Below are 20,165 nucleotides of genomic sequence, written 5' to 3'. Positions count from 1 at the left end.
ATCTTGGCCCCGTCGTTCTCGCTGAGGAACTTCGCAGCATGGAACCCCACATTGCCAAAGCCCTGGACGGCCACCGTCATCTTCGCGAGGTCACGGTTTCCTCCGATGCCATTGCTGTAGGGATCTCGCAGATAACAATGAATGGCATATTGCACACTTCGCCCGGTGGCTTCGGTGCGACCCTCGATACCGCCATGAGACAGCGGTTTTCCGGTGACGCATGCGGCGCGTTGACGATGTCCGATGGCCCGGTCCGTTTGTGCTCGTCCGCCATCCACGCCATTTCCCGCTCACCCGTACCAACATCCGGTGCGGGCACGTTTCGCCCTGCCGAAATAAGGCTGCACTTTGCGAGCTCCTGTGTAAATCTGCGGGTTATGCGCTCGAGTTCGTGGACTTCCCAATCCTTGGGATTGATCTTCAGCGCTCCTTTCGAGCCACCGAAGGGCACGTCCACCAACGAGCATTTGAGGCTCATCAGCGCCGCCAACGTCTCCACCTCTTCTTGGTTCGACGCAAGATCATAGCGGATGCCACCCTTTGCAGGCTCAACGTGCTCGCTGTGGACGGAGCGCCAGCCCGTGAAGGAATACATTCGCCCCCTTAGCCAAACGCCGAAGCGAACCGTATAGGTGGAATTGCAAGCCTTTATGCGCTCTGCAAGTCCCTCTGGAAGCGGCAACTGCGCGAGTGCGCGGTCCATATACGCTTCGACGCTGTCGAGAAACGAGAATTGTTAATCTTCAGACGTCGCAATTTTCACTGCCGTATTCAATTTTCATTCTCCTCGCGGAAGTAAGCTGTTGCAAGTTGAGCGCGGTGCCGCCTGGGCCTCGCCAATCTTGAGCCCTCGCCGCGGGCATAAGCGCTCCGGCGAGGCCGTGGCATGGGGGCAATTTCAACCTGATCTGCCTATGGCCATCTTCTCGGACCCGCGCCAGGCATCCTGATTTACCGAAGCTCGATCGCGCGCTGTTCTGCTGCCCTAACGCATTGATCGAGCAGCGCAGGGAGCCCTTTTGGCCCTTCAAGTACCGAGAGGCCCGCCTCTGTCGTTCCTTTGGGACTGGTTACGGCCCGCTTCAGATCAATCGCGCTGCGTTGATCGCGCTCGAGCATCCGACCAGCGCCCACGACGGTCTGCCGAGCGAGTGCCGCCGCCAGTTCGGCCGGCAAGCCGATCTCCACAGCAGCCGCCTCGAGGTGTTGCGTGAAGGCAAACACATATCCAGGTCCGCTGCCGGCAACGGCCGTGACTTTATCGATGTCGTGTTCGTCAGAGACCCAGTGGAAGCGCCCAACGGCTTCAAAGACGCGTTCGACGCGCTCTAAAACCTCCCCATCTACCAGGTTATCCGCATATCCCACGGTCATCCCCGCCCCTACTGAAGCGGGAAGATTGGGCATCACGCGGATCAGCCTTGCGTGTTGGCCCGCAACCTCTCTCATCGTTGCCAGGCTGACGCCAGCGGCAATGGAAACCATCGGCGCCTCAGCAAGGCTGGCCTGACAAGTCTGCAATGCGTCGCCGATGTAGTTCGGTTTGACGCCGAGGATGATAAGGTCAAAGCGCCGCTTCATTAATTGGGCAAGGTCTGAGAACACCTGCACCCGGCTGCCTGGCGGCAGAAGCGATTTCGCGCGCTGTGCGTCAGGATCGACCGCGACGACATCTTCGTGCCCGTTTTGATCGACGCCGGAGGCGATGGCTGCGCCCATATTGCCGCAGCCGAGGACTAGAACGCTCATGAGGATGTCCTTTGCAGATGTTAGTGGGCGCTTGAGGCGATGAACTGCTTGAAACGTTCGGAGCGCGTATTGCCAAACAATTCGTCCGGGGTGCCGTCGGCTTCGACTTCACCTTTATGGAGGAACAGCACGCGATTGGACACGTTGCGGGCAAAGGCCATCTCATGGGTGACGACGAGCATGGTTCGGCCTTCCTCAGCCAGCCCACGCATCACCTTGAGGACTTCACCCACCAATTCAGGATCAAGGGCGGAGGTAGGCTCGTCAAACAACATGACTTTCGGGTTCATGGCCAAGGCACGGGCAATCGCCGCGCGTTGCTGCTGCCCGCCCGACAAGTGGCTTGGGTAGTAGTTGCGCCGTTCCGCGAGGCCCACTTTCTCCAAGAGCTCCTCAGCCTGAGCAACGCATTCGCTTCGCGGCCTTCGGAGAACGTGAACAGGCGCCTCGATGATGTTTTCAAGAACTGTCATATGGGACCAGAGATTAAAGCTCTGGAAAACCATGCCAAGTTCCGCGCGGATCGCGTCGACCTGGCGACGGTCAGCCGGCTCGCTACTTCCATCCCGTTTGGTCTTCATGAGGATCGTATGGCCACCGACCGTAATCGTCCCGGTGCTTGGGGTCTCAAGCATGTTTATGCAGCGCAGAAACGTGCTCTTCCCCGATCCGCTTGATCCGAGGATCGAGATCACGTCACCTTGATGAGCCTCGAGCGAGATGCCTTTGAGAACCTCGTGCGAACCGAAAGATTTTCGGAGATCCTTTACGATCAATGCTGCATTTCTGTTCTGTGTCATTGGTTTTCCATCAAAGAGCTTGAACTGTCTCAACGCCGGTGGGTCGAGCCCGCAAGTGCGGAGACAGACGCCGCTCGAGCATCCCGAGCGCTTGGACCAAGAGGAAGTTCAAGAGGAGATATATGGCCGCCGCACACAAGAAAATTTCAAAGGTGCGGTATGTCGAGCTGATCATCTTGTTTGCAATTCCGGTGACCTCCCAAACCGTCACCAGACTGGCCAATGAAGTCGACTTCATCATAGAAACAAGTTCGGTTGAGTAAGCCGGTAGACAATGACGAAATGCGATCGGTCCGACTATGCGCCGGAAGAGGAGGAACCCGGACATGCCGTAGGCCTTGCCCGCTTCGACCTCCTTGGGGGGCACCGCGCGCAGTCCCCCGCGGAAAACTTCGGCAGTATAACCCGCCGTACACAATGCCAACGAGATACAAGCGCAGTAGAATGGCTCCCTAAGAATGGGCCATACCACGCTGTGGCGGACGATCGGAAATTGTCCGAGCCCGTAATAGAGCAGGAACATCTGCATCAAAAGCGGTGATCCACGGAATACGAATATATAGGATCGTGCGAAGCCGCGAGCGGCAGCGTTGTTGCTGACACGCAGGTAGGTCAGCAGTAGCGCCAGGAGGCCTCCGGCGGTGACCGAGATCGCGAAAAGGGCGACAGTCACAGGCAGCACCTCGAGAAGGGCCTGCATAACCTGCTCAAGAAAGACGAGATCCATGTTCACGCCTCTTCCGTGCGAGGCGTAAAGGCCTTGTCTGTCGCGCTTTCAGCTTTTTCAACAACTTGGTTCGATACTGCTGTCAACATCAGGTACAGCGCCGCCCCCGCTACATAAAAAAGGAAGTATTCACGCGTCGTGCGGGCAGCAACGTCGGTGGTCCTCATGATTTCCGCCAGGCCGGTGACCGAGACCAGTGCCGAATCCTTAAGGCTCATCTGCCAAACGTTGTTGAGGCCTGGCAGGGAAAAGCGCATGACTTGCGGTATCAGGATCCTGCGTAGCCTCAGCAGGCGCGGCATGCCGATGGCAACGGCTGCTTCGATTTCACCCTTCGAGACGGCGAGGTAGGCGCCCCTGTAGACCTCGGCCTGATACGCAGCACAGATCAGGCCCACGCCAAATGCGCCGGCAACGAACGGCGGGATCCCGACAAAGCCTGCACCGCCGCTCATATGGAATATGCCGCTAAGAAGTGAGGACCCGCCAAAATAGCAGAGATAGATGATCAATAGTTCCGGCACACCGCGAAAGACGACGGTGTAGCACTCGCCCAACAGGCTTGCGGGCAGTGATCGCGAGAGCTTGGCCCAGGCGATCAGCGCGCCAAGGACTGCCCCGATGATCAGCGATGCAAGCGTCACAGCAAGCGTCATGATGGCCGCTTGAAGCAGCAAACCGCCCCAGCCGCCGTTGCCAAATCCAAGCAAGAATAGGTCGCTCATTTACAGTTTCCGTAGATTTGGCCACGCAAGGGCAGCTGAAGCGTGATCCGAGTTACGGGCTCACGTCGCGTTTGAACCACTTCTGAGCCAGCGTCTTGACGGTGCCATCGGCCAATGCCGCTTGAATTGCGCCGTCGAATTTAGCTTTGAGGTCCGCGTCATCTGTGCGGAATGCCAAGGCCTGCCCGCCGCCCCAAATGGGTCCACCAACTTCGGGGCCTGAAAAAGCTAGATCTGCATTGTCAGGCTTCGCCAAGGCGGATCCGAAATAGGTCGCATCATCGAATGCCACGTCAATTCGACCGGCCGTCAAGTCAAGATCGTGCTCAGGGGGCGTCTTGTATTCCCGAATATCGGCCACATCCCCGAATTTCTTGTGAATGAAGTCGGAGTACACCGTTGATATTTGCACGCCGATCGTCTTGCCGGTCAGTGCTGGTATGCCAATCCGTCCTGAGTGCCACAAAGCAACCCGAAGGTATTTGGCCATGCCGCTCTTCCCATTCAGTCAGATCCTCCACCGTCGGGGTGGCATCAGGATCTCGTCCGACCCTTTCGGAAATATCGATGACGACGAGCGGCAGGAGCATCTCTGAAACCGGAAGCTCATCGATTGTGCGTCCGCCTTTAACGAAATGGACAGGCGGGTCGACATGCGTCCCCCACTGACCGACGAAGCTATAGCGATGGACTTGTGCGATATCGCCTCTGTCGAAATCCATCACGAGCCTTCTCTCTTCATCGGGGAAGCTTGAAAACCTCGGCTGACCCGGACCGAACGCATGGGTCAGGTCTACGAAGTCAGCCGAGGAGATCACCTCCCGATACATATCCCACAAAGGGTGTCGGGAGGGACGGGTCATGGTGCCGGCACGAACGAAGGGGCTTCTTCCGAAGCAAGGTAGAGCTTGCCATTCTTCACGCCGATGACGGTCACGGACTTCTCCGGCACTGGATTGCCGTCCTTGTAGGTGATCGTACCGGTGACACCTTCAAGGCCAGCAGTCGTCTTGATGGCCTCGTGGATTTTTGCCGGGTCGTCACTGCCGGCGCGCTTGATGGCGTCCGCCATCAGCTTCATGGCATCGTAGCCGAGAGCTGCGAAGGTGTTCTCCGGAGCACGCCCGTACGCTTTCTTGTATGCTTCCATGAACGCGGCGACTTTCGGCGAAGCGCCCTCACCAATGAAGCTGTGCGTCGTGAAATAGGTGTTGTTGGCAGCCGGACCACCCATCTCCAAGAGAAGCGGCGTGTCGTAGCCGTCACCGCCGACGACAGGGATATCGACCCCGGCTTGGCGCAGTTGCTTGAGGATAAGGCCGATGTCGTCGCCTCCAGCCGAGATGAAAATGAAATCCGGCTTCTCACCCAGGGCTTTGATTTTCGTCACCTGGGCGGTAAAGTTCTTGTCGCCGGTTTTGTAGGTATCCGTTCCCAGCAGCTTGCCGCCACCGTTCTCATAGGCTTTCGTAAAGTATTCGGCGAGCAGGGTCGTATACTCCATACCCATGTCGGTGATCAGGTACCCCTTCTTGGCATTGAGCTTCTCGAGCGCGAACTCCGCTCCGACCGCCGCCTGGACGTTATCCCCAAAGCAGGCCAGGAAAACCTGCGTGCCGACCTGCAGGGGAAGCTTCGGCGACGTAGCGCCAGGCGTGATCAAAGGAATTTTTGCGGCTTCGATCTGAGGAGCCGCCGCCAACACGCTGTCCGGATCGGCAAAACCGATAAACGCTTTGACTTTATCGCTCTCGATCATCTGGCTCGTGACCGTCGAGATCGTCGCAGTGTCGCTCTTGGTGTCATAGGTAACAAGGTCGATCGGGCGGCCAAGAACACCACCGGCGGCGTTGATCTCCGACACCGCGAGCTTCGCGCCGTTCAACATGGGTCCGTCAAATGAAGCCTCGATCCCCGTGATATTGGCCGGAAATCCGATCTTGATCGCATCGGCGGCGGAGGCTGTGGTCGCGAGCATCATCGCGGCCATCATTCCGAGAGTGAGCGTGGCACGCCTGGAAAGGCTTGGCATAGTGTTACCCCTTTTGCTTGGTTATTGCCGAGCTTTTGAACCGAGAGTGAACTCCCGGTCGCCCATGATCCCCTTCGGCCTGAAGATCATGACAACTATGAAGATGAGTCCGAGGATGATCTGGCTCGCGCCGAAAACGGCCGGGACTTCGAAGGCACCAAGTGTGAAGCCCCTCTCCACGGACCGTAGGACTTCTGTGATCAGCGATATGCAAACGACGCCGATCAGGGCCCCTGAGAGCGACCCCATTCCGCCAAGGACCAACATCGCAACGATGTTCATTGTCATCGCAAAGTAGAACGTCTTCGGCGAAAACGAACCGAGGTAGTGCGCAAAGATCGATCCGCCGACGCCTGCAAAGAATGCACCCACCACAAAGGCGGTCAGACGCGTTCGCAATACGCTTATTCCGACTGCGCTGGCGGCGAGCTGGTCGTCCCGGACCGACTTCATCGCTCGTCCGAAGGGCGAATGAACAAGACGCCATAGGATATAGAAGGTGATGGCGAGCCACCCCACCGCCCACATCAAATTGGCGTCGACGGGCACCCCTGTGAACGTGCGGGCTCCGCGCGTGAAGTCGCTTGCATTGATCAGCACGACATTCACGATAATGAGAAAACCCATCGTGGCGACGGACACAAAGTTACCCGACAGTCGCATGAGCGGAAATCCGACGATAACCGCGAGAGCTGCCGCGATCAGTCCAGCCACAATGGTGGCTGGGAAAAACCCGAGATGCATTTGGGCGATCAAGAAAGGAAGGTTGGGGAGCAGCGCCGACTTCTGCTGAACGGAAAGGGAGAGAATGCCCGAAGCGTAAGCCCCGACCGCAATGAAACCAACGTGACCGAGAGAAAAAACCCCGGTAAAGCCATTGGTCAGCGCAAGCGAAAGCACGAAGATGCCGTTGAGCGCCATAAGAAGGCATATCCGGCTGACATAGTCGCTGGCTATTGCAGGCAGAAGCCATGCTGCCGAGATGGCGAGCGCGATGAGGGCGACGCCGATTGCGTGTGACTTCAACATCAGAGCTTGATCTCGCGATTGGGTTGGAGAAGGCCGCCGGGCCTGAACAGCAGGAAAGCGATGAGCAACGCGAAGACGATCGCGTCCCTGTAGGGCGACACGGACGAAGGCAGGAAAGCGACGATCAGAATTTCCAAGGCACCCAACATGTACCCGCCCACTAGGGCGCCGGCGATCGAGCCGAAACCGCCGATGATCGCTGCCACAAAGGCTTTCAGCAGCGGAGTAAAGCCCATCTGGGGATCGACCGCCCCCGCCTGAGCTGCCCACAAGACCCCGGCCAGCCCGGCATAGGCCGAGGCGAGCAGGAAGGCGATGACAATCAGCTTATTGACGTTGAGGCCCACAAGCTGCGCGGCATCCGCATCCTCAGCGGCGGCACGCATTCCCAGTCCCGCGGTGGTACGCGTGGTGAACCAGCCAAGCAGCACCAGCGAGCCTGCCGAAACCGCGATCGTCAACAGGGTAATGTTCGTGAGGGTGATGCCCCCTGTGAGCTGCCACGACCCATCGAGCCACGTTGGTATCGGAAAGTTGCGCGGCGACGAACTGAAGATGACAATACCCACATTCTCGAGAATGTATGTCACCGCGAGACTTGTCAGCAGACGCGCAACATCCGGCGCTTTGCGGATGGGTCGATAGGCGATGCGTTCAATGAGGATGCCCAGGACTGAGGCGACAGCGACGCCTATGACGATTGCCGGAATGAATGGAACGCCTGCAGCGATGGAGAGAACGGCACCGAAGGCTCCGACCATCATGACGTCCCCATGGGCGAAATTGGTCAGACGCATGATCCCGAATATGATCGAAAGCCCGACTGCGACGAGGGCGTAGAGGCTGCCGAGGCTTACCGCATTCAGGAGCTGTTGAAGCACATAGTCCCAGAAATTCATTGTGATGCTCCCAAGTAGGCCTGAGCGACACGGTCGCCTACCCGAAGATCGGACGCTTCGTCGGTAAGCACGACCTGACCATTTCGAAGCACGTATGCGCGATCCGCCAGGTCCAGAGCCAGAGCCGTGTTCTGTTCGACCAGAAGCATCGTCATGCCGCGCCGCTTTAGCTCTCGAAGGGCTTCGAAAATATGCCGGACAAGGAGCGGTGCGACGCCGAGGGACGGCTCATCGAGAAGCAGAAGCCGTGGTGAGGCCATCAATGCCCGTGCCAAAGCCACTTGTTGCTGTTCTCCGCCCGAGAGGGTTCCTGCAAGTTGCGACATGCGCTGCTTGATGATCGGAAACAGCGTGAACATGTTGTCAAGATCTGCCGCGACTTGATGAGCGTCAGACCTTGTACTGGCTCCCAGGCGCAGATTGTCGGCGACGCTCAAGCCGCCAAAAAGCCGCCTTCCCTCGGGGCTCTGGGAAATGCCCAGCTTGACGATTTTCTCAGGAGTGAGGCCGAGAATACTCGTCCCTTCGAACGTCACGGCGCCGGATGACGGCCTTGTGAGACCGGATACCGTTCTTAAAGTGGTCGTCTTGCCCGCGCCATTGGAGCCCAACAAGGCTACGACCTCCCCATGCCCCACGCTGAGCGTGACCCCCTTTAACGCGCGCACGGCGCCGAATGAGACGGTGAGATTCGAGATTTCCAGCCGAGTGCCCGCATTGCTATTCATGGCCGAGATAGGCCTCCCTCACCCGCGGGTGCGCGCGCACTTCCTGTGGTGTTCCGACGCAGATAACCTCTCCTGCAGCCAGCACCTGGATGCGCTCGCAGAGATTCATGATCAGGTCCATGTCGTGTTCGACCACGACGACCGTCACGCCTCGACTGTCCCGGATACGTCTGATCAAGTCGGCGAGCTGTTTGGTCTCTGCGGAATCAAGGCCCGCGGCGGGCTCGTCGAGCAGAAGGATGTCGGGGGCGGTCGCCAGCGCTCTGGCGATCTCGAGCCGTCGCTGATCGCCGTAAGGAAGTTCGCAAGCGAGCCGGTCGGCGTGGTGTGACAGCCCCACCAAGGAGAGAAGTTCCTCCGCCTGGCCGTTTGCCGCCTCCTGCGTCGCAAAATATCGCCTGGTGAGCAGAACGGCTTCGAAGATGTTCGTCTGGTGCCTCAGATGAGCTGCGGCCCTGACATTTTCCCGCACCGTCAGAGATACGAATAGCCGGGAGCCTTGAAACGTCCGCGCCAGGCCTTTTGCGACCACTGCGGATGGTCGCAAACCGCTGATGCGGTCGTGCCTGAAAAACACCTCTCCCGCGGTGGGTTTCGAAAACCCGGTGATGCAGTTGAACAGCGTGCTCTTTCCCGACCCGTTCGGCCCGATGACGCCGACAATCTCGCCTTTGCGCAAATCGATCTGGTGATCGCGAAGCGCGATCAACCCTCGGAAGCTTTTGGTGAGCCCTCTGGTTCTAAGCAAAATTTCGTCGCTCGACGCGTCGACCATTCCGCAGCCCCTCCTCTAGTTTTTTCGCATAAGGCAAGACTATTTCCAAATAGTCAAGTACCTATCCTATGGTGAATTTACGCGAGCAACATCGGAGCCAATATCACCTAGATACATTCGGTCAGCCCTGCTAAATATCTTCTTTTCAATGGTTTATAATGAATCACTCTGAATTCTGGGCAGGAAAGTCACTTGACATGGCCTCTTCGTGACAATAGCAATGGGCGAAAATGAAGGAGGACCTCAGCCCATGAGTGATGTCTCGCACTCCAAAGATTTTTGGCACGATGCGGCAAAATCCGTTCGAATCCCCACCCGCGCCTTCGTCGGCGGGAAGCATGTAGATCCGGCGGGCGGGAAGACCTTTGACGCCGTAAACCCCGCCACGGGGAAAATACTGGCAGCTATCGGCGCCTATGATGCCTCCGATGTCGATGCCGCGGTCCGGTCGGCGCGCAAGGCCTTCGACAAGGGTGACTGGTCGCGTTGCGATCCGGCCGAGCGCGGCCGTGTGCTGGTGCGCCTGGCGGACCTGATCATGCAGAACCGCGAAGAGCTGGCGCTCCTCGAAACCATGAATATGGGTAAGCTGATAACGGACTCGACCAAACTGGACGTGCCGAGCGCGGCCGCCGTGTTTCGCTGGTACGGGGAAGCTGTCGACAAGCTTGTGGACGAGGTGATACCGACCGACGAAAACCGACTGGCGATGGTGACCCGCGAGCCCGTTGGCGTCGTCGGCGCTGTCGTCCCTTGGAACTTTCCACTGAAAATGGCTGCATGGAAATGCGCGCCGTCACTGGCGGCGGGCAACAGCGTCATTCTAAAGCCCGCCGAACAATCGCCGCTGAGTGCTTTGCGACTGGCAGAACTTGCTGCGGACGCTGGTATTCCCCCGGGCGTGTTCAACGTCCTCCCAGGCCTGGGAGCGGATGCGGGACGGGCAATCGGACTTCATCCTGACGTCGACTGTGTTGCCTTTACGGGCTCCACCGAGGTCGGAAAGATGTTCCTTGGCTATTCCTCCCAATCGAACATGAAGCGGGTTTGGCTTGAATGCGGCGGAAAGAGCGCCAACATCGTCTTCCCGGCCGTGGCCGACATCGGAGCGGCTGCGTCCGCCGCGGCCCTTGGAATCTACTTCAATCAGGGCGAAGTATGTTCGGCGACCTCCAGGCTCTACGTTCACGCGTCAATCCATGACGAGTTTGTTGAAAGGCTGAAGGGCGAAGTTTCGAAATTTCAGCCCGGCGACCCGCTCGACCCCGCATCAGGAATGGGCGCGCTCGTCAGCGAGGAGCATCTCGAAAAAGTCAGTGGCTATATCGATCTCGGGAAAAAGAGCGCGACGCTGGTTGCAGGCGGCGACAGAGCGTTGACCGGCAGCGGAGGCTATTTCATCGAGCCGACAATCTTCACCAATGTGGAGCCTGGTTCGACGCTATCGCAGGACGAGATATTCGGCCCGGTTCTGGCCGTCACCCGGTTCGAAAGCGAAGACGAGGCGGTCGGGTATGCAAACGCCTCCATTTACGGCTTGGGCGCCTCGGTCTGGACAAACGACCTTTCGCAGGCGCACCGCGTTGCCCGGCGCCTTCATGCGGGGAGCGTCAGCGTCAACCTTGTCGACAACGTTGACGTCAGGACTCCGTTCGGCGGCGTGAAGCAATCGGGGACCGGGCGAGACCTATCGCTTCATGCCTTCGACAAATACACCGAGTTGAAAACGACGTGGATCGCCCTTTGACGCACAGCGCTGCCACTCTCACGAATTCGAGCCGGCTTTGGAGCTCGATCATGCGCATTGCGGAAATCGGCGCGATTGAAGGAAACGGCAGCTGCCGCCTCTCCCTGACCGACGAAGACAAAGAGGCGCGCGATCTCTTCCGCTTCTGGGTGACCGCGGCCGGATGCGAGGTGCGTGTCGACAACTTCGGCAACATTTATGCGATCCGCCCCGGCGCTCGCGATGATCTGCCCGCGGTGCTGATTGGAAGCCACCTTGACACCCAGCCCCATGGCGGTCGCTTCGACGGTGTGCTTGGGGTCATGGCAGGACTTGAAATCGTCCGGGCGCTGAACGACGCCGGGATTGAAACCGAGGCGCCAATCGCCATCGTCAATTGGACCAACGAGGAAGGCGTTCGCTTCAAACCTGGGCTAACGGGATCGTGCGGTTTCGTCGGCGCCTTGCCAGCTGGCGACGAGAGTTCGATCTCCAGTTCCGACGGCAGCCGATACTACGCCGAACTCGCACGCATCGGATATGCGGGGCAGGATCGCCCTCCGCAAATATCGACCTATTTCGAGATGCACATCGAACAAGGCCCCGTGCTGGAGAATGCCGGCGCAACGATCGGCATCGTGGAAGGTGTCCAGGGAGTCCGATGGTTTGAAATTGATTTTCTCGGCCAGGACGCTCATGCCGGGACGACCCCCATGAACAATCGCCGGGACAGCTTTCTCGCGGCGTCACGATACGCCTTGGGCTTTGTCGAACGAGCTATGGACATCGACCCTGATGTTCGGGTCACATTCGGCCGTGTCGAAGTCGAGCCGAATTCCACCAACACCATACCCGGTCGCACGCGGCTGGTGCTCGATCTGCGTCATATCGACGAACACGTTCTCGACAGGGTCGAGCGGCTCATGGCCGATCAGGGCGAGCCGCTCAAGAAGCTGGGTTTCGGGTTCTCCATCAACCGCATCATGAACGTTCGACCTGCTTCGTTTAATCGCGACCTTAAAGACGCGGTCGAGAAAGTGGCGTCTTCCCTGTCGATGCCATCGTTGCGCCTCCCCAGCGGTGCGATGCACGACGCCAGCAACCTCGCGGCCGTCGTGCCCTCCGCGATGATTTTCATCCCCTCGCGAAACGGCATCAGCCACAACCCACTTGAGTGGTCCGAGCCCATGCATGTAGGGGATGGGTGCGAAGTACTGTGCCGTGCGGTCTTAGAGGCCGCCAAGGCTTAGAGGGGAAAAGGCCGGACCATGCAAAACCAAGATCAGTCACTCAAGATCGGCGCGAAGCTCAGGCACGCCCGTCTGCTTATGGGCATCAGCCTAGCGGAGCTTGGCGAAAAGATCGGTGTGACGGAAGGCTATCTCTCAAAGCTCGAAAACGATCGCTCGCAAGCCTCGATGGCGACGCTTCACAAATTGGTTCAAGCCCTCGGTACGAACATGAGCGAGTTGTTCGCGACACCTGCGGAGGATCACGGGCCGGTGCTTGTCGTACGCCAGAACGAGAGGGCCCGGCTTGTTACAGGCCATCGACGCGCGGGAAACCAGGTTACCCTCGAAAAACTTGTCCCAAGCGGCCCGGGATATCTTCTGCAGATCAATATCCATGTCGTGGCGGCCGGAGGCGGGAGTTCGGAACCCATCAGCCATATGGGGCAGGAGTTCGGCTACGTCTTGGCTGGAACCCTGGAGCTGACAGTCGACGGTCATCCAGTCCTCCTCCATGAGGGAGATTCCTTCTATTTCGAGTCCCCGCTTCCCCATTCCTACCAGAACCTGGGCGACGGTGAAGCGAGGATTCTGTGGGTCAACACTCCGCCAACTTTCTGATCAGAGCCCGCCTTTGACGTCGTCACTGCGGGTCTATCAACCGCCAAGGAACCTAAAGAATGAACTATGACGTTGAATCGGTTAGACGGAATTTTCCCGGGCTCCAACGCAAGAAACACGATCGGCAGGCAGTTTTCCTTGATAATCCCGCGGGGACGCAGGTCGCCGCCTCGGTGATCGAACGCATGACCGATATGATGATCAATGCGAACGGAAACCTTGGGGGCTTTTTCGACACGTCGCTTGAAGCGGCCTCAAGGGTCGAGGCTGCACACCGGGCGGCGGAGGCCTTCGTCAATGCCTACGAAGAAGGCGAGGTCTTTTTCGGCCAAAGCGCCACCGCCCTCACCTTTGCCATGTCGCGCAGCATAGGCTCGCTGTTGAGCGCCGGCGACGAGATAATACTCTCGCGCATGGATCACGACGCGAACGTCGCTCCGTGGCTGATGCTTGCAGAGGACCTGAACTTGAGCGTCAAGTGGCTGGATTTCTCAACCGAAACCTATGAATTTGATCCGGACGACCTCGTCAAGCTGATCAGCGACAAAACCAGGCTGGTCGCAGTCGGATACGCAAGCAACATCACCGGCACAATAAACAACGTCCAAGCGCTTGCGCAGATCGCGCACCGTGCCGACGCACTTGTCTACGTGGATGCCGTGCAATACGCGCCTCATGGATTGATAGATGTCCAGCGGCTCGGCTGCGATTTCCTCGTGTGCTCCGCCTATAAGTTTTTCGGTCCGCACTATGCCCTTCTTTGGGGCCGCAGATCCGTCCTCGACCGGGTGAGACCCTATAAGGTACGCGCAGCGTCCGATACGTTGCCATGGCGATTTACCAACGGTACGACGAACCGGGAGCAGTTGGCTGGGGTCCATGCCGCTATTGACTACATAGCGGCGCTCGGCGACCAATTCGCAGGCACCACATCCGCGTCCGGTCTCCGCGCACGTCTGGACGGTGGCTATAAGGCCATGAAACATCATGACGATCTGTTGGCTCTCAAGCTGATCGACGGGCTTCGAGCGCACAACAGAGTTCGGGTGTTGGGGATCAGTGATGCCAGAAGCCTCGATCGCCGCGTATCGACTGTAACCTTTGTGGCGGAAGGGGTTCCATCGGCCGACATTGCTCGCCACTTGGCTTCGAAGGGTATTCATGTTTGGAGCGGCCACAATTATGGGCTGGAAGCAAATCTTCGGCTCGGCATCCTCGATTCGGGCGGCGGCGTGCGTATCGGCCCAGTGCACTACAATACTCTCGAAGAGATCGACCGCACTCTGACAGAGATCTCGGGAATCCTGTCCCGCTAGCTGTTTCGGATCCGCAAGGGAAAGTGCGAGCCGGGGGCAACGGTGATGAACTACCCGGCCATGTTCAAACGCGAACGGGGCCGGTCTTCCATGCCGCGGATTGCCCCACAGTCAAGAATTGGACGCCGGGTTACCATCACGCTGCGCTTCCAAAACGACAGGATCAGCAAATCGGCAAGGCCGCCAGTTGTCAGCGCAACCGCGCCGTGCCGTGAGCGCCGTCACCGGCTCCTCTCGGGGCGCGGGCTGCCAGACGATACGGCCCCGGTAACTCCGCGTCGAGGTGATCTGCGATGGGAGGTCGCTTCCTTGCATCCTGACAACGTTCGGCCGTTAGGAGAACGGAGCGTCGGGCGCTAACCGCATCTACCGCTGGAAACAAGCCGGGCCCTGGAAAAGTTGCCGAACTGCGGAGACACTCCCCCACCTGTTAGCGTTTGCGAAGCTCTCTGTTCTTTTATTCGCGCCATCGCCGACCGGCCGGACAAAGCGATTTCCTGTTCCGCTCGTCGCCCAAATAGCAGCTATCGGCTGTTTGGCGGCACTATCGCCCAACCGATCGTTCGGTCGTGAGATGAAGGGTATGTGTAGACGCAGTTGCGACAGCCGCCGCACATTGAACCGCTAGTTTATGATGGCGCTGGGTCAAGGCAAATTTGTCCCGGCCCAGCCCCAATTTCAATCAGCCAAGGATGTTGCGAACTGTTCGCATGAAAACTCCCGCCCCAATACCGATCAGGGGATCCGGATAGTCGAAGTCTGGGTTGTGAAGACCAGGGTGATTAACTCCGGCGCCAAGAAAGAACATCGCCGATGGCGCAACGCGTCCGAACACTCCGAAGTCCTCTCCGGCTCGCATGGGCAATATTCCATTGCCATCATCGAAGCTCACGCCTTCATCCGTCATGGCTTTTCTCAGTTCGGCAACAGCCTGGGGCGCATTGCTGCTTTGGGGGAATACGTCTTGGTATTCTATGCTTACAGTTAGGCCGGCCGCTTCAGCTTCAAGGTGAACGAGCCTTTCAGCAGCTGTGACCAGCTCCGCCATCGCGTCATCAGAAAGGGCTCGGAGTGTCGCCCAAACCTCGGCATATCCAGGGCTGATTCCGAAGGCGCGTTCGCCCAATCTGGCATAGGTAATTGTCACCTGCAGGAAATGCTCATCTACGGTCATGCCGCGGCCCAAGGCCGTGAGCCCCTCAAGCAGCCTTGCAACAGCGAATGTCGGTGCTGTTCCCTCCTCTGGCGAAGACGCATGGGCGGTCTTTCCGGTCAATGCGATCTTCAATCCTCGGGACGCGCAGTTGATGGGACCCTCCCTCAATGCGCTATGCCCAAGAGGAAGTCCTGGGAAATTGTGAAGCGAGAAGACCAGGTCTGGTCTGATCGCAGCAAACTTCGCGTCCGCGACGACCGCCGCCGCGCCGACGCCATTCTCCTCCGATGGTTGGAACATCAGGACCACTCTTCCGCGCGAAGGGCGCCTTTCGCCAAGTCCCTTGGCGAGCGCAATGAGAGTGGCCGTGTGTCCATCGTGGCCACAAAGATGGCCCTTGCCGGGAACCTCGGATCGGTAGGGAAGGTCGGAGATTTCGTCTATCGGCAATGCGTCGAGCTCGGAGCGGAACATCAGGCTTGGCCCATCTTCCCTGCCTGAAAAGATCGCCGCAACACCATGCCCGCCGATCCCGGTTAAAACCTCGTCCGCGCCAACGGCGCGAAGCGCATCGATGACTGCGCTTGCCGTCTCGACTTCTTCGCCAGAAATCTCCGGGCGGCGATGGAGGCTATGTCTGAACGTTGTAATTTCGTCAAGCTGCTCGCTCGTTAGAAACAAGTCTGAACTCCTTCGAAACGTTGATGAGCGCCAATTTTTTACGACGCCAAATGCTTGCGCAGAAAGCTCTTCGTGCGCCCCTCGCTAGGATTGACAAAGATTTCGTCCGGAGGTCCTTGTTCGACGACGACGCCGGCGTCCATAAACATGACGTGGTCGGAAACCTCAGCTGCAAATCGCATCTCGTGCGTCACAATGAGCATCGTCATGTGTTCGCTGGCGAGCTGCTTCATGACAAGGTTGACCTCGTCGACCAGTTCCGGATCGAGCGCCGAGGTGGCCTCGTCGAAAAGCATCACCTTCGGCTGCATTGCAAGAGCCCGCGCGATGGCGACACGTTGCTTCTGACCGCCAGACAGACGGGCTGGAAACACGTTTCCCTTGTCCGACAGGCCGACTTTCGCGAGTAGCGTTTTTCCGAGGTCCTCAGCTTCTCTCTTGGACAGTCCCTTCAGCCGAATGGGACCAATCGTGATGTTCTGCAGCGCTGTTAAATGCGGGAATAGATTGAACTGCTGAAACACCATGCCCATCTGCTGTCGGATCTGGTTTATATGCTTTTCGAAAGCGCACCCCTTGAGCGGCCGGTTCACCTGCTGGCCGTCGAGCCAAATCTCGCCGCCTGATATTGCCTCCAGCATATTGATCGAGCGTAGCAGGGTGCTCTTGCCGGAGCCGCTCGGACCGATGATCGAGACAATTTTTCCCCGCTCAACGCTGAGATCAATCCCCTTCAACACTTCGAGGCTACCGTAGGACTTACGGATCTGTTGCAACTTGATCATTGTTGAATCTGCTTTCATCGGATTTCCTCCGCTCTTCTGGCTGCGCCGGCGAGCAACCACTCCATCACCAGGTTGACGACGTAGTAGCAAACGGCAGCGGTGAAATAGAATTCGAAGGGTCGATAGGTTTCGCTGATTGCCCGCTGGGACTCCAGGACCAGCTCGGTGATACCAATCACCGAGAGGACTGCCGTATCCTTGAGGAGAATGATGCAGTTATTCCCGACGCTCGGGAACGCTATCAATAGGGCCTGCGGAACGATGAAATGTCTGAGCGTCGCCCAGCGGCCGAAGCCGAGCGTTCTTGCTGCTTCCGTCTGACCTGGATCGACAGCCTGCAAGGACGAGCGAACAATGTCCGCATTATAGGCTGCGTAGTGCACTCCCAGTCCCGCGACGCCCGTCCAGAAGGCCGGGAGCATTATGCCGATTTGCGACAGCCCGTAGTACAGAAGGTAAAGCTGTAGCAACAACGGGGTCGCCATAAACAGAAATATGATCGCTCTCATGGGGACGATGAGCGCCGCCGCTCCGTATTGCGCGGTGAGCGCAATGCCCGTGCCCAGAACGATGCTGAGCGTTCCCGCAAGGGCCGTCACCAAAACGGTCCATCCCAGCCCCTGGAGGATCACCGGCCAGTAAGGAAGTATCACACCGAAATCGAGGGTCATGGAGCGGTCGCTCCTCCGTAAGACGCCTCAGCGAAGCGCGCTATTGCAAGGATCACAGCGATAATGATGATGTAGGCCGCGCCAGCCACTCCGAAGACTTCGAACGGCTTGTAAGTCGAAGTGACGAAGCGCTGGGCTGAATATGTCAGCTCGACGACCCCGATTGTTGAGACTAGCGCAGTGCCTTTTGTCAGAATGACCGTGTTAACTCCAAGCGACCTCAACACAAGGGGCCGCGCTTGAGGAAGCACGAATAGACGCATTGTGTCGAAGCGACCAAAGCCCAAGGTCCTTGCCGCCTCCGTCTGGCCTTTGTCCACCGACAGGATCGCACCACGCATCCCTTCGGACATGTAGGCTCCGATATTGAAACCGAGCGTGAGGATGCCGGCGACGAAAGGCGTCAGCTCCATTCCGAATTGGGAGGTTCCAAAGAAAACAAGGAATAGCTGGACCAACAGAGGCGTGCCGCGCATGACGCTAACGTAGGCAGTAGCGATTGCGCGGATTCCAAAATGCGTGGAGAATCGCGCGGCTACCAGCAGTGCAGAAACTGCCACCCCGATCATGAAGCTCGCGACGGCGAGCTTGATGGTCATCAAGCCAGCTTCCGCCACGAACGGCAATATCTTCAATATGAGATTAATATCCATGGCGGAAGCTTTCGTCCGGGAGGACAATTAGTTTCGAATGTCCATTCCGATCCACTTCTTCGCGATGGCTTCGTACGTGCCATCTGCCATCATATCGTCGAGCGCCTTCTGCATCGCGGCCGCGAGTTCAGGGTTTTCCTTTCGGATAGCAATGCCGATATCGTACTTCGGCAAACTGCTGTCCTTGATCTGCTCGATGGCAGCGCCGCTTTTGTGGATGGCCACGATAACGGGCACGTCGTCGGATACAATGGCATCAACTCGGCCGGAATTGAGCTCAAGCATCAGCTCCGGCAGTCCTTTATAGGTTCGGACATCGAACTTCTTTTGGTCACGCGCCCATTTCTCGGACACCTCGCCGAGCGTCGCGCCAACGGTCTTGCCATCGAGGTCGCTCAATTTGGTCGAGGACGAACCCTTTTTTACGAACACTCCAATGCCTGATCGGTAATAGGGGCCGACGAAGTCGACTGCCTTCTTGCGCTCCTCGTTGATCGTCATCGAACCGATGATCGTGTCATAACGCTTGGTAAGGAGGCCAGCGATGATGCCGTCCCATTGCGTTGTGATAATTTCGGGCTCGACCTTCAGCCGCCGGGCGATTTCAGATGCGATGTCGACGTCGAAGCCAACGACCTTGTTGTTGTCGTCGACGAAGCTGAACGGCGGGAAGACGCCAGACATGGCGACCGACAATTTGCCCGCCGACTGAATTTTCTCCAAATCGTCCGCACGAGCGACATTCACAAGACACATGCTGGCGGCCACGGCAACTGCAGCCGCAATACGCTTGAATGATCCCATTTTCTTCTCCTCCGGTGGGGTTTCGCAACCAAAAATCTTCGATGAACGCAAAGAGTCGCAGCCCGACGGGGCTGAAGAGGAAGGTGCCACTGGATTGTCGCGATTGACGCTGCGTCGCCAGACTAGACGTCAGCGTGCTCCCCGTTTTTGTTGTGCCCAAATTATGCTGAAGACGCTGCACGAAAAAGAACGCAAAGTGTTTATTTTTAAGCTAAACTGACGATTTCGATACACACGGTCACCAAAAGGTACACTTCTTGATGGACAGTCTCGATCACCGTATGATCGCCGAGCTCCGCATCAACGGCCGCGCCTCTATTCCTCAGCTGGCGCAAATATTAGGGGTCTCGAGGGTAACGGCGCAGAGGCGTCTCGATCGCTTGATCGAAAACGGGGACATCAGGGGGTTTACGGTCCGTCTGCGGGACGAAGTTCGCGATGATCAGCTTCGAGCTGTTATGCTGATTGAATTTGCCGACTCCCCAGTCAAGGGGGTCATAGCGGCGATCAAGCGTATTCCAGGAATTGCTGCTGCCTATAATACGAATGGGACCTGGGACGTGATCGCGGAAGTCGAGGTCTCCACCATGAGCGAACTCAACGCGCTTGTGACAGCGGTCCGTTCGCGCGAGGGGATCGCAAAAAGCGAGACCTTCATCATACTTGGCCCCGCGTAGATGAAGCATCGGCGACTTCCAGTAACTTCGCCAAACTATGCAGTGTCGCGATATCGACGTGCGACGTGCGGAACTTGCAGGCTGCGCCAAAAACCACTCACGGAGCGGTCGAACATCCATGCTGGGACTTCAAGAAGTCGATCAGAAGAAGACCCAGAAAGGTTGCAGCGGAAAATATGCGTCCCTTTGGACAACGCCTCATGGACGTGAACAAACCGCCCGGACCAGGGATGCCACGGATACAAAAGCTCGCGAACGGCGGTCCCGTGGGTGTTCTGTCGTCGTGTTGTACAACCATTTCCAGGCGCACTCATCGCTCGGATACAAGACCCCACCAACACCCACCCCCATTAAGCACAGCTGTGGAGGTCTGTTTGATTCT

21 protein-coding genes and 1 pseudogene are annotated in these 20,165 nt (G+C 57.9%); 5 read left to right on the top strand and 17 right to left on the bottom strand.

Annotated features, from left to right (window positions below; genetic code table 11):
- The 12 genes and pseudogenes from AS026_RS23590 to AS026_RS23540 form a co-directional block, all read right to left on the bottom strand.
- Positions 1 to 703: pseudogene (locus AS026_RS23590) on the bottom strand (Glu/Leu/Phe/Val family dehydrogenase); the annotation flags it as partial.
- Positions 704 to 951: 248 nt separating this feature from the next.
- Complete coding sequence (proC, locus tag AS026_RS23585) at positions 952 to 1,749, bottom strand: pyrroline-5-carboxylate reductase (protein ID WP_007539292.1); 798 nt, start codon at positions 1,747 to 1,749, stop codon at positions 952 to 954.
- 20 nt (positions 1,750 to 1,769) lie between these two features.
- Positions 1,770 to 2,549: an ABC transporter ATP-binding protein gene (locus tag AS026_RS23580; RefSeq protein WP_028748623.1), complete on the bottom strand. Its 780-nt coding sequence runs from the start codon at positions 2,547 to 2,549 to the stop codon at positions 1,770 to 1,772.
- A gap of 10 nt (positions 2,550 to 2,559) precedes the next feature.
- On the bottom strand, positions 2,560 to 3,276 hold the full coding sequence (locus tag AS026_RS23575; RefSeq protein ID WP_028748624.1) for an ABC transporter permease: 717 nt from the start codon (positions 3,274 to 3,276) through the stop codon (positions 2,560 to 2,562).
- A 2-nt stretch (positions 3,277 to 3,278) separates the two neighbouring features.
- Positions 3,279 to 4,001, bottom strand: a complete 723-nt coding sequence (locus AS026_RS23570; protein ID WP_028748625.1) for an ABC transporter permease — start codon at positions 3,999 to 4,001, stop codon at positions 3,279 to 3,281.
- Between the two features lie 52 nt (positions 4,002 to 4,053).
- A complete protein-coding gene (locus AS026_RS44630) occupies positions 4,054 to 4,257 on the bottom strand; it encodes a type 2 periplasmic-binding domain-containing protein (protein WP_425349827.1) in 204 nt (67 codons plus the stop codon).
- 70 nt (positions 4,258 to 4,327) lie between these two features.
- Complete coding sequence (locus tag AS026_RS40395) at positions 4,328 to 4,831, bottom strand: cyclase family protein (protein ID WP_342587572.1); 504 nt, start codon at positions 4,829 to 4,831, stop codon at positions 4,328 to 4,330.
- A 29-nt stretch (positions 4,832 to 4,860) separates the two neighbouring features.
- A complete protein-coding gene (locus AS026_RS23560) occupies positions 4,861 to 6,033 on the bottom strand; it encodes an ABC transporter substrate-binding protein (RefSeq protein WP_007539300.1) in 1,173 nt (390 codons plus the stop codon).
- A gap of 21 nt (positions 6,034 to 6,054) precedes the next feature.
- Positions 6,055 to 7,062 (bottom strand): branched-chain amino acid ABC transporter permease, encoded by a 1,008-nt coding sequence (locus AS026_RS23555; protein ID WP_028748629.1) that lies wholly within the window; start codon positions 7,060 to 7,062, stop codon positions 6,055 to 6,057.
- Positions 7,062 to 7,961 (bottom strand): branched-chain amino acid ABC transporter permease, encoded by a 900-nt coding sequence (locus AS026_RS23550; protein ID WP_007539304.1) that lies wholly within the window; start codon positions 7,959 to 7,961, stop codon positions 7,062 to 7,064. Before AS026_RS23550 ends, AS026_RS23555 begins: the two co-directional genes overlap by 1 nt.
- The gene (locus AS026_RS23545) at positions 7,958 to 8,689 is read right to left on the bottom strand and encodes an ABC transporter ATP-binding protein (protein ID WP_028748630.1); all 732 of its coding nucleotides are present in this window, start codon (positions 8,687 to 8,689) and stop codon (positions 7,958 to 7,960) included. The genes AS026_RS23550 and AS026_RS23545 overlap by 4 nt, the downstream gene beginning before the upstream one ends.
- The gene (locus AS026_RS23540; RefSeq protein WP_028748631.1) at positions 8,682 to 9,464 is read right to left on the bottom strand and encodes an ABC transporter ATP-binding protein; all 783 of its coding nucleotides are present in this window, start codon (positions 9,462 to 9,464) and stop codon (positions 8,682 to 8,684) included. Before AS026_RS23540 ends, AS026_RS23545 begins: the two co-directional genes overlap by 8 nt.
- Before the next feature lie 250 nt (positions 9,465 to 9,714).
- On the opposite strand from AS026_RS23540, the gene AS026_RS23535 reads away from it, so the two are divergent.
- The 4 genes from AS026_RS23535 to AS026_RS23520 are packed head-to-tail and all read left to right on the top strand — an operon-like array spanning position 9,715 to position 14,356.
- Positions 9,715 to 11,211, top strand: a complete 1,497-nt coding sequence (locus AS026_RS23535) for an aldehyde dehydrogenase (protein WP_028748632.1) — start codon at positions 9,715 to 9,717, stop codon at positions 11,209 to 11,211.
- Positions 11,196 to 12,440, top strand: a complete 1,245-nt coding sequence (locus AS026_RS23530; protein WP_082728512.1) for a M20 family metallo-hydrolase — start codon at positions 11,196 to 11,198, stop codon at positions 12,438 to 12,440. The genes AS026_RS23535 and AS026_RS23530 overlap by 16 nt, the downstream gene beginning before the upstream one ends.
- Positions 12,441 to 12,458: 18 nt before the next feature.
- Positions 12,459 to 13,040 (top strand): cupin domain-containing protein, encoded by a 582-nt coding sequence (locus AS026_RS23525; RefSeq protein WP_007539317.1) that lies wholly within the window; start codon positions 12,459 to 12,461, stop codon positions 13,038 to 13,040.
- Between the two features lie 59 nt (positions 13,041 to 13,099).
- On the top strand, positions 13,100 to 14,356 hold the full coding sequence (locus AS026_RS23520) for a cysteine desulfurase-like protein (RefSeq protein ID WP_028748634.1): 1,257 nt from the start codon (positions 13,100 to 13,102) through the stop codon (positions 14,354 to 14,356).
- 682 nt (positions 14,357 to 15,038) lie between these two features.
- On the opposite strand, the gene AS026_RS23515 is transcribed toward AS026_RS23520, so the two are convergent.
- The 5 genes from AS026_RS23515 to AS026_RS23495 are packed head-to-tail and all read right to left on the bottom strand — an operon-like array spanning position 15,039 to position 19,106.
- Positions 15,039 to 16,193, bottom strand: a complete 1,155-nt coding sequence (locus AS026_RS23515) for an amidohydrolase (protein WP_028748635.1) — start codon at positions 16,191 to 16,193, stop codon at positions 15,039 to 15,041.
- A 38-nt stretch (positions 16,194 to 16,231) separates the two neighbouring features.
- Positions 16,232 to 16,996 carry an amino acid ABC transporter ATP-binding protein gene (locus AS026_RS23510; RefSeq protein WP_028748636.1) on the bottom strand — a complete coding sequence of 255 codons (765 nt, stop codon included), beginning with the start codon at positions 16,994 to 16,996 and terminating at the stop codon, positions 16,232 to 16,234.
- A complete protein-coding gene (locus AS026_RS23505) occupies positions 16,993 to 17,649 on the bottom strand; it encodes an amino acid ABC transporter permease (protein WP_028748637.1) in 657 nt (218 codons plus the stop codon). Before AS026_RS23505 ends, AS026_RS23510 begins: the two co-directional genes overlap by 4 nt.
- Positions 17,646 to 18,302 carry an amino acid ABC transporter permease gene (locus tag AS026_RS23500; protein ID WP_028748638.1) on the bottom strand — a complete coding sequence of 219 codons (657 nt, stop codon included), beginning with the start codon at positions 18,300 to 18,302 and terminating at the stop codon, positions 17,646 to 17,648. Before AS026_RS23500 ends, AS026_RS23505 begins: the two co-directional genes overlap by 4 nt.
- A gap of 27 nt (positions 18,303 to 18,329) precedes the next feature.
- Positions 18,330 to 19,106, bottom strand: a complete 777-nt coding sequence (locus AS026_RS23495) for a transporter substrate-binding domain-containing protein (RefSeq protein ID WP_051321156.1) — start codon at positions 19,104 to 19,106, stop codon at positions 18,330 to 18,332.
- A 260-nt stretch (positions 19,107 to 19,366) separates the two neighbouring features.
- Here AS026_RS23495 and AS026_RS23490 point away from each other — a divergent pair, with 260 nt between their 5' ends.
- Complete coding sequence (locus AS026_RS23490) at positions 19,367 to 19,783, top strand: Lrp/AsnC family transcriptional regulator (protein ID WP_028748640.1); 417 nt, start codon at positions 19,367 to 19,369, stop codon at positions 19,781 to 19,783.
- The last annotated feature ends 382 nt before the right edge of the window (positions 19,784 to 20,165 follow it).

The sequence above is a fragment of the Rhizobium altiplani genome, assembly GCF_001542405.1.
Classification (GTDB): domain Bacteria; phylum Pseudomonadota; class Alphaproteobacteria; order Rhizobiales; family Rhizobiaceae; genus Rhizobium; species Rhizobium altiplani.
Note: the sequence above shows the minus strand (reverse complement) of the source record. Positions and strands in the feature narration are given on the sequence as shown.

Excerpts from the sequence above, each read along its gene's own strand:
- proC (WP_007539292.1), bottom strand. The coding sequence starts at position 1,749 with ATGAGCGTTCTAGTCCTCGGCTGCGGCAATATGGGCGCAGCCATCGCC.
- AS026_RS23580 (WP_028748623.1), bottom strand. The coding sequence starts at position 2,549 with ATGACACAGAACAGAAATGCAGCATTGATCGTAAAGGATCTCCGAAAA.
- AS026_RS23575 (WP_028748624.1), bottom strand. The coding sequence starts at position 3,276 with ATGGATCTCGTCTTTCTTGAGCAGGTTATGCAGGCCCTTCTCGAGGTG.
- AS026_RS23570 (WP_028748625.1), bottom strand. The coding sequence starts at position 4,001 with ATGAGCGACCTATTCTTGCTTGGATTTGGCAACGGCGGCTGGGGCGGT.
- AS026_RS40395 (WP_342587572.1), bottom strand. The coding sequence starts at position 4,831 with ATGTATCGGGAGGTGATCTCCTCGGCTGACTTCGTAGACCTGACCCAT.
- AS026_RS23560 (WP_007539300.1), bottom strand. The coding sequence starts at position 6,033 with ATGCCAAGCCTTTCCAGGCGTGCCACGCTCACTCTCGGAATGATGGCC.
- AS026_RS23555 (WP_028748629.1), bottom strand. The coding sequence starts at position 7,062 with ATGTTGAAGTCACACGCAATCGGCGTCGCCCTCATCGCGCTCGCCATC.
- AS026_RS23550 (WP_007539304.1), bottom strand. The coding sequence starts at position 7,961 with ATGAATTTCTGGGACTATGTGCTTCAACAGCTCCTGAATGCGGTAAGC.
- AS026_RS23545 (WP_028748630.1), bottom strand. The coding sequence starts at position 8,689 with ATGAATAGCAATGCGGGCACTCGGCTGGAAATCTCGAATCTCACCGTC.
- AS026_RS23540 (WP_028748631.1), bottom strand. The coding sequence starts at position 9,464 with ATGGTCGACGCGTCGAGCGACGAAATTTTGCTTAGAACCAGAGGGCTC.
- AS026_RS23535 (WP_028748632.1), top strand. The coding sequence starts at position 9,715 with ATGAGTGATGTCTCGCACTCCAAAGATTTTTGGCACGATGCGGCAAAA.
- AS026_RS23525 (WP_007539317.1), top strand. The coding sequence starts at position 12,459 with ATGCAAAACCAAGATCAGTCACTCAAGATCGGCGCGAAGCTCAGGCAC.
- AS026_RS23520 (WP_028748634.1), top strand. The coding sequence starts at position 13,100 with ATGAACTATGACGTTGAATCGGTTAGACGGAATTTTCCCGGGCTCCAA.
- AS026_RS23510 (WP_028748636.1), bottom strand. The coding sequence starts at position 16,996 with ATGAAAGCAGATTCAACAATGATCAAGTTGCAACAGATCCGTAAGTCC.
- AS026_RS23505 (WP_028748637.1), bottom strand. The coding sequence starts at position 17,649 with ATGACCCTCGATTTCGGTGTGATACTTCCTTACTGGCCGGTGATCCTC.
- AS026_RS23500 (WP_028748638.1), bottom strand. The coding sequence starts at position 18,302 with ATGGATATTAATCTCATATTGAAGATATTGCCGTTCGTGGCGGAAGCT.
- AS026_RS23495 (WP_051321156.1), bottom strand. The coding sequence starts at position 19,106 with ATGGGATCATTCAAGCGTATTGCGGCTGCAGTTGCCGTGGCCGCCAGC.
- AS026_RS23490 (WP_028748640.1), top strand. The coding sequence starts at position 19,367 with ATGGACAGTCTCGATCACCGTATGATCGCCGAGCTCCGCATCAACGGC.